Origin of the sequence: Mycobacterium sp. THU-M104, from assembly GCF_049197365.1 — a bacterium.
GTDB lineage: Bacteria > Actinomycetota > Actinomycetes > Mycobacteriales > Mycobacteriaceae > Mycobacterium.
In genome coordinates this window covers 1-5,744 of sequence record NZ_JBMIOP010000222.1, presented here as the reverse complement: position 1 = coordinate 5,744, position 5,744 = coordinate 1, and the positions used below count along the sequence as shown (strand labels likewise).

The window sequence follows — 5,744 nt, the reverse complement described above, 5'->3', positions numbered from 1 at the left end:
ATGTCGCCTGCTTCCAGGCCCTGGGCGAACAGGCTGACGTCGTAGGCGGGCAGGCTGGTCAGCAGGGCGTTGGCGACGTCTGCGGTGGGCAGCAAGGTGGCATAGCTTGCCGACAGCGCGCCGGACACCGCGTTGGCTCCGTTGACCAGATCGTTGGCCAGGCTGTCGGGGGACAGCGCGGTGAGGAGATCCGAGGGGGTGTTCATCAGCGAGGCCATGCCGGTGGCCGTCGACGAGGGATCTGTCAGGGTCGCCAGGGATGGCAGCGAGGAACCTGCCGAAGCGCCCGCCGAGGTGAATTCGGCGCTGATGTCATGGGCGAAGTTGGTGATTCCCTCCTGGGTTCCTGCCGCGAGCAGTCCGGGCACCTTTTCCAGGTCGGCGGTGCTGGGGAAGAGGCCGAATTGGGTCGGTACGTTGGCCGGCCCTTGCGACCATCCGTAGTCGGGGTCGCCGTAGCCGAGGTTGACCAAGACCGTGAGGTCGGGCTGGATCAGGTCGGCCAGCGGTTTGCCGACGACCGGGATGGAACGCAGCGGGTCCAGCAGCGGCAGGTTGTTGGTGGGAAGCATGTAGTAGGTCGTCATCGTGGCGCCCTCGGTCGGCAACTGAATTGCGTCACCGCCCTGGCTGACGGGGAGGATCTGTTGCGATGTGAGCACCTGGTCATAGGTGGGGTGCACGTAGTAGATGCCGGCCAGGGAGTTGAGATCGGAGAAGATGTCGATCGGGTAGCGCGGGGTGTCGGCGAAGCCGTCGTACTCCAACGTGTAGATCGTGGTCGGGTACAGGTCCGACGGTGTCGCGCCGTTGAATGTGATCCCCAGGCTGGGTAACGACAGCCCGGCGAAACGCTCGAAGAGTCCCCCGTCGGGAAGATTGGGATCACCGGTGATCACAAAGGAGACGTCCTTGTCGCTGACGCCCTGGGAAGCAAGCTCCGACATCACCATTCCGGCGATCGTCGAACTCTGGGACTGCGTCTTGACGACCACGTCGCTGCCCGCGTCAACTTGCTGGGTGATGTCGTAGTCCAGGATTTGGGCGCCCTGGGCTTCGGACGTGTCCAGCGGCAGACTCTTGACGCCGGTGTAGAGCGCGTAGTTGCCGGCCGGGTAGAAAACGGGCTCGGGTGTGTAATCCGGGAACTGGGATTGGAGGAAAACGTCGAAAACGTGGGTGACGTATTCCTCGGACGGGATCGGCGTGCCGCTGCCCGCGATGATGTCGGCCACGTTGTCGACGAGCCGGATGTCGCTGAGCTGCACCTCATGCACCGGCGACGCCATGCGCGTTGCCGTGATGCAGCCAGCGCTCAAAATCGCAATGCCGACGGCGACGTAGGGGCGGACCGCATGGTGCATGAAGCGTCCTATCTAGGTAGGGGCCAGGCGAACGTGAGATCCATTACAGCACGGCCCGGTTATTCAAAACAAGAGCTCTTGTTCCTTTGTGTCGGGCGTGTCTCCGTCGGCGCGGGCGCCGACGGATCTCGTACTGACGGCGAGGTCTGAGGCGGTCTCACCCCTGCTTGCGCACCACGTGGCGCCGCGCGCCCGGCGGAAGGGTTGTGCGCGACCTGGCGTCGGCGTTGTTCAGCCGTCGCGATTCGGCCCGCGCTGTGAGTACCGCGCGAGCAACCCGTCCTGCACCAGCGTGACGAACGCCGTCAGTTCGGCGATCAGGTCAAAGAGCTTCGGTTCCTCGAGGCTGTCGGCGTGCAACCAGCTGGCCACGATTTCGAAGATTCCACCAGCGGTTCCCAACGCCGGCGCGTGGGATTCGGCCCGATCGCCGGCGGTGCGATTCTTGGCGAACTCAAAACGACGCCAGAGCTGTTCGAAAAACGCCGCGACCCAGCGGCGGTTCTCCCGGCGCTGGCGTTCGACGTCGGGGGAAATACCGCCGACGTCGCGGAAAGCCACCACGGCGACCCGCGGATCGTCGACCGCGGCGTGCGCAAAGACGCCCAGCAAGATACCGATGGCTTCGTCGGGATCTTCTTCGGTCACTTGCTGAGCGGCCTGCAGCACTTGCTGTTTGATCCGGTCGCTGATCTCGCTCAGCAGTGCCGCGTAGCAATCTTCTTTGCTGGCGAATAATTCATAGAATGCCTTGTTGCCCACATAGGCGGCTTGGCAGATTTGCTCGATCGAGGTATTGATATAGCCCTTGTGGGCAAACAGCTCCAAGGCGGCGTCGAGCAGTTGCTCGCGGCGCTTTGCTCTGCGCTGGTCTGGATCCAAGCCCCGGATCGTGCGTGCTCCGCCTCCGCGCCCCGCGACCGGAGTGCCATTCGCGCCCCGCGAGCTCCTTTCGGGTGTGCTCATGAGGCAACATCGTAGTCTCACTGTCGGCACCATCGCCGTCACTGCCCTGCATCGTCGAATGACTCAGCCCGCGTGGTCGATTCGCTCAGAGGCGTGGCGCTTACTGCGCCGGATTGTCGCCGTCGTCGTATTTATCAAGTTGCGCAACATTGTTCGTGGTCACTGTGGTCGAGCAGTCCACGGTCGTGTCGCAGGGCGCCCTGCCGGCGGCTTCTGACCGACAGAGACTCAGCGGCGCGGGCTGCCGTCAGGCGACGTCGGCTGGGCGAGTTCGACCAGCAGGCCGGGGATGTCCATCCGCGGCAACACCGCCTCGACGAGCACCATGCGGTTCTGCTCCTCGGCCGCCACGGTGAGGGCGTCGTCGAGCTCGCCGTAGGTCTGCGCCCGGAACGACAGGTAGTTGGTGACGCCCAGTGCGCTGGGGAGATCCGTCCATCGCCAGTTGACGATGTCGTTGTAGGGCGCCGTCTCCCCGTGGATCGCCCGTTCGATGGTGTAGCCGTCGTTGTTGACGACCACGATGACCGGCGACAGCCCCTCGCGCGAAAAGTTGCCCAGCTCCTGCACGGTCAGCTGGGCGGCGCCGTCGCCGATGAGCAGCACCGTCCTGCGGTCCGGATGCGCGACCCCGGCACCGAACGCGGCGGGCAGGGTGTATCCGATCGAGCCCCACAGGGGTTGGCCGATGAAGGTGACCGCCCGCGGCAGCCGGTGGTCGGCCATACCGTAGAACGATGTGCCCTGGTCGGCGAGCACCACGTTGCCCGGTGTGAGCGCCGCGCACAACCGGTCCCACAGCATCTGCTGGGTGAGCGGCTGGTCGCGTTCGGGCGTGCCGTCGGCCTGAGCAAGCGTTTCGGACGGGGCCGCCACCAACTCGGGTGAACGCGTTCCGCGCCGGAGCAGGATCTCGGCCAACGCGTCGAGGGCGGCGCCCATCTCTAGTGGCGCGAAAACCCGGCCCGCCACGTTGCTCTGGTATTGCCCCACGTCGATGGTTCGCGTCAGGTCGATGTGCTGGCTGAAGAAGCCGCTGACCATGTCGGTGAAGACCACCCCGGCGGTGACCAGCACCGGCGCCTCTTCGATCGCGGTGCGCACCAGCGGGTTGCTCGCCGCCCCGGCGTAGATGCCCAGGAAATGCGGCGAACTCTCGTCGAGCAGGCTCTTGCCCCACATCAGCGTGGCGTAAGGCACCACGTCGGCGGCCAGTAACGCCTCGAGTTCTTTGACTACCTGCAGCCGATGGACCAACAGGTCGGCGAGCACCGTCAACCGATGCTTGCCGATGAGCTCGGCGGCGGCCGCGGTGAACTCGGCCAGCGCCCGCGGGCTGGTGCCCCCGGTGTACCGGGGTAGCGGGGCGTCGGCGGGTTCGGTGGGAAAACGCGCCACGTCGGTGGACATCAGGATGTATCCGGGCCGCTTCTGCTCCCGCACCTCGGACAGTACCCGGTCGATCTCGCGGCAGGCGGTTGCCGGCATGAGATTGGCTTGAGCGCAGGTGATTTCGCGGCTGATCCGGAAGAAGTGCTCGAAGTCGCCGTCGGCGAGTGAATGGTGCAGCGCACGCCGGGTGCCCTGGGCGTCCTTTGACGGGCCGCCGACGACGTGCACCACGGGCACCTGCTCGGCGTAGCTGCCCGCGATCGCGTTCGCCGCCGAGAGCTCGCCGACCCCGAAGGTCGTTACCACGGCCGACATTCCACGCAGCCGCCCGTACCCGTCGGCGGCGTAGCCGGCGTTCAGCTCGTTGGTGCCGCCCACCCATCGAAGGTTCGGGTGGGCGACGATGTGGTCGAGGAATTCCAGGTTGTAGTCACCGGGAACGCCGAAGATCTCGGACACGCCGAGTTCGGCGAGGCGGTCGAGCAGGTAGTCGCCGACGGTGTAGATGGGCTCGAAGGTCGCATCATTCACGAAGTCGACGTTACGCCCGGTCCGAATCACTCCCGTTACGGCTCCGATTGGCCTATGGTGCGGCCATGGCCATCACAGAGTCGCGCGACATCGTCATCGAAGCGAGCCCGGCGCAGATCCTGGACGTCATCGCCGACTTCGACGTGATGCCCGAATGGTCCTAACCCCATCGGAGCGCGGAGGTTCTCGAGACCGGCGACGACGGCCGGCCACGCCAGGTCACGATGAAGGACGACACCCTGGTGAAGTTCGAGCTGCTCGCCGACCCGAACGTGCCGCTTCCGGGCTTCGTGCTCAAACGCGTCGTCAAGGGGACGATCGACTCCCCGACGAACGCTCTGCGCGAACGGGTGCTGAAGTGCAAGAAGGACACGTAGTCCGGTGGTTCGCGGCGGGCCCCTCGACGGGGTCAGGGTCATCGAGCTCGGCGGCATCGGACCGGGGCCGCACGCCGGGATGATGCTGGCCGACCTCGGCGCTGACGTGGTACGGGTGCGTCGCCCGGCCGGCGGGCTCACGATCCCGCCGGAGAACCGCGACCTGCTGCACCGCGGCAAGCGCATCGTCGACCTGGACGTCAAGGCCCGGCCCGGGGCACTGCTGGAACTGGCCGCCAAAGCCGACGTGCTGCTGGACTGTTTCCGGCCCGGCACCTGCGAGCGGCTCGGCATCGGCCCCGACGACTGCGCGGCGGCCAACCCGCGCCTGATCTTCGCGCGGATCACCGGGTGGGGGCAACGAGGGCCGCTGGCCCACACGGCCGGCCACGACATCAACTAGCTGGCGCAGACCGGTGCGCTCTCCGCGCTCGGTTACGCCGATCGCCCACCGATGCCGCCGCTGAACCTCGTCGCCGACTACGGCGGCGGTTCGATGCTCGTCCTGGTGGGCATCATCGCCGCCTTGTACGAGCGGGAACGTTCCGGCCGCGGGCAGGTCGTCGATGCGGCGATGGTCGACGGGGTCAGTCTGCTCGCCCAGGTGATGTGAACGATGAAGTCGACTGGGGTGCTGCGCGACCGGCGTGAATCGTTTCTGCTCGACGGCGGTGCCCCGTTCTACCGCTGCTATGAGACCTCCGACGGCATGTACGTGGCGGTCGGGGCGATCGAGCCGCAGTTCTTCGCCGCGTTGCTGGCCGGGCTCGGCCTGTCGCCCGATGAGGTACCCGACCAGCTCGACATCGCCTCGTACCCAAAGATGTGCGACATTTTTTGCCGAAACGTTCGCCGGCGAAGACCCGCGACGAGTGGACGCGGGTCTTCCCCGGCACCGACGCGTGCGTGACGCCGGTCCTGAATTGGGGCGAGGCGGCCACCGACGACCACCTGCGGGCTCATCGCCGGTGGCAGCGGGCTGATCGGAAATTCCCGGGCGCATCCGTTGCCACGATTGCTAGTGGTCTTGCCCGTTAATCCGTCGGGCCCGTTCGCTGGGGTGTCGAGACTGCGGTGGCAGCGCCGAAACGCGAAAAAAGTAGCGCTGAGCACA

At 66.2% G+C, this 5,744-nt stretch carries 3 protein-coding genes and 2 pseudogenes; 2 read left to right on the top strand and 3 right to left on the bottom strand.

Annotated elements, in window-relative coordinates; translation table 11 throughout:
• The 3 genes from ACOJVU_RS16965 to ACOJVU_RS16955 all read right to left on the bottom strand — a co-directional run.
• Window positions 1-1,289: PE-PPE domain-containing protein (locus tag ACOJVU_RS16965; protein WP_421530829.1), on the bottom strand; the 1,289-nt coding region annotated here is incomplete at its 3' end.
• Window positions 1,290-1,595: 306 nt separating this feature from the next.
• On the bottom strand, window positions 1,596-2,246 hold the full coding sequence (locus ACOJVU_RS16960; RefSeq protein ID WP_421530828.1) for a TetR/AcrR family transcriptional regulator: 651 nt from the start codon (window positions 2,244-2,246) through the stop codon (window positions 1,596-1,598).
• A gap of 312 nt (window positions 2,247-2,558) precedes the next feature.
• Window positions 2,559-4,253, bottom strand: coding sequence for an alpha-keto acid decarboxylase family protein (locus ACOJVU_RS16955; RefSeq protein WP_421530827.1), 1,695 nt, complete (start codon window positions 4,251-4,253; stop codon window positions 2,559-2,561).
• A 65-nt stretch (window positions 4,254-4,318) separates the two neighbouring features.
• Here ACOJVU_RS16955 and ACOJVU_RS16950 point away from each other — a divergent pair.
• Both ACOJVU_RS16950 and ACOJVU_RS16945 read left to right on the top strand, forming a co-directional pair.
• Window positions 4,319-4,630 (top strand): annotated as a pseudogene (locus tag ACOJVU_RS16950) (SRPBCC family protein).
• 4 nt (window positions 4,631-4,634) lie between these two features.
• A pseudogene (locus tag ACOJVU_RS16945) lies at window positions 4,635-5,590 on the top strand (CaiB/BaiF CoA transferase family protein); the annotation flags it as partial.
• Window positions 5,591-5,744: the final 154 nt, after the last annotated feature.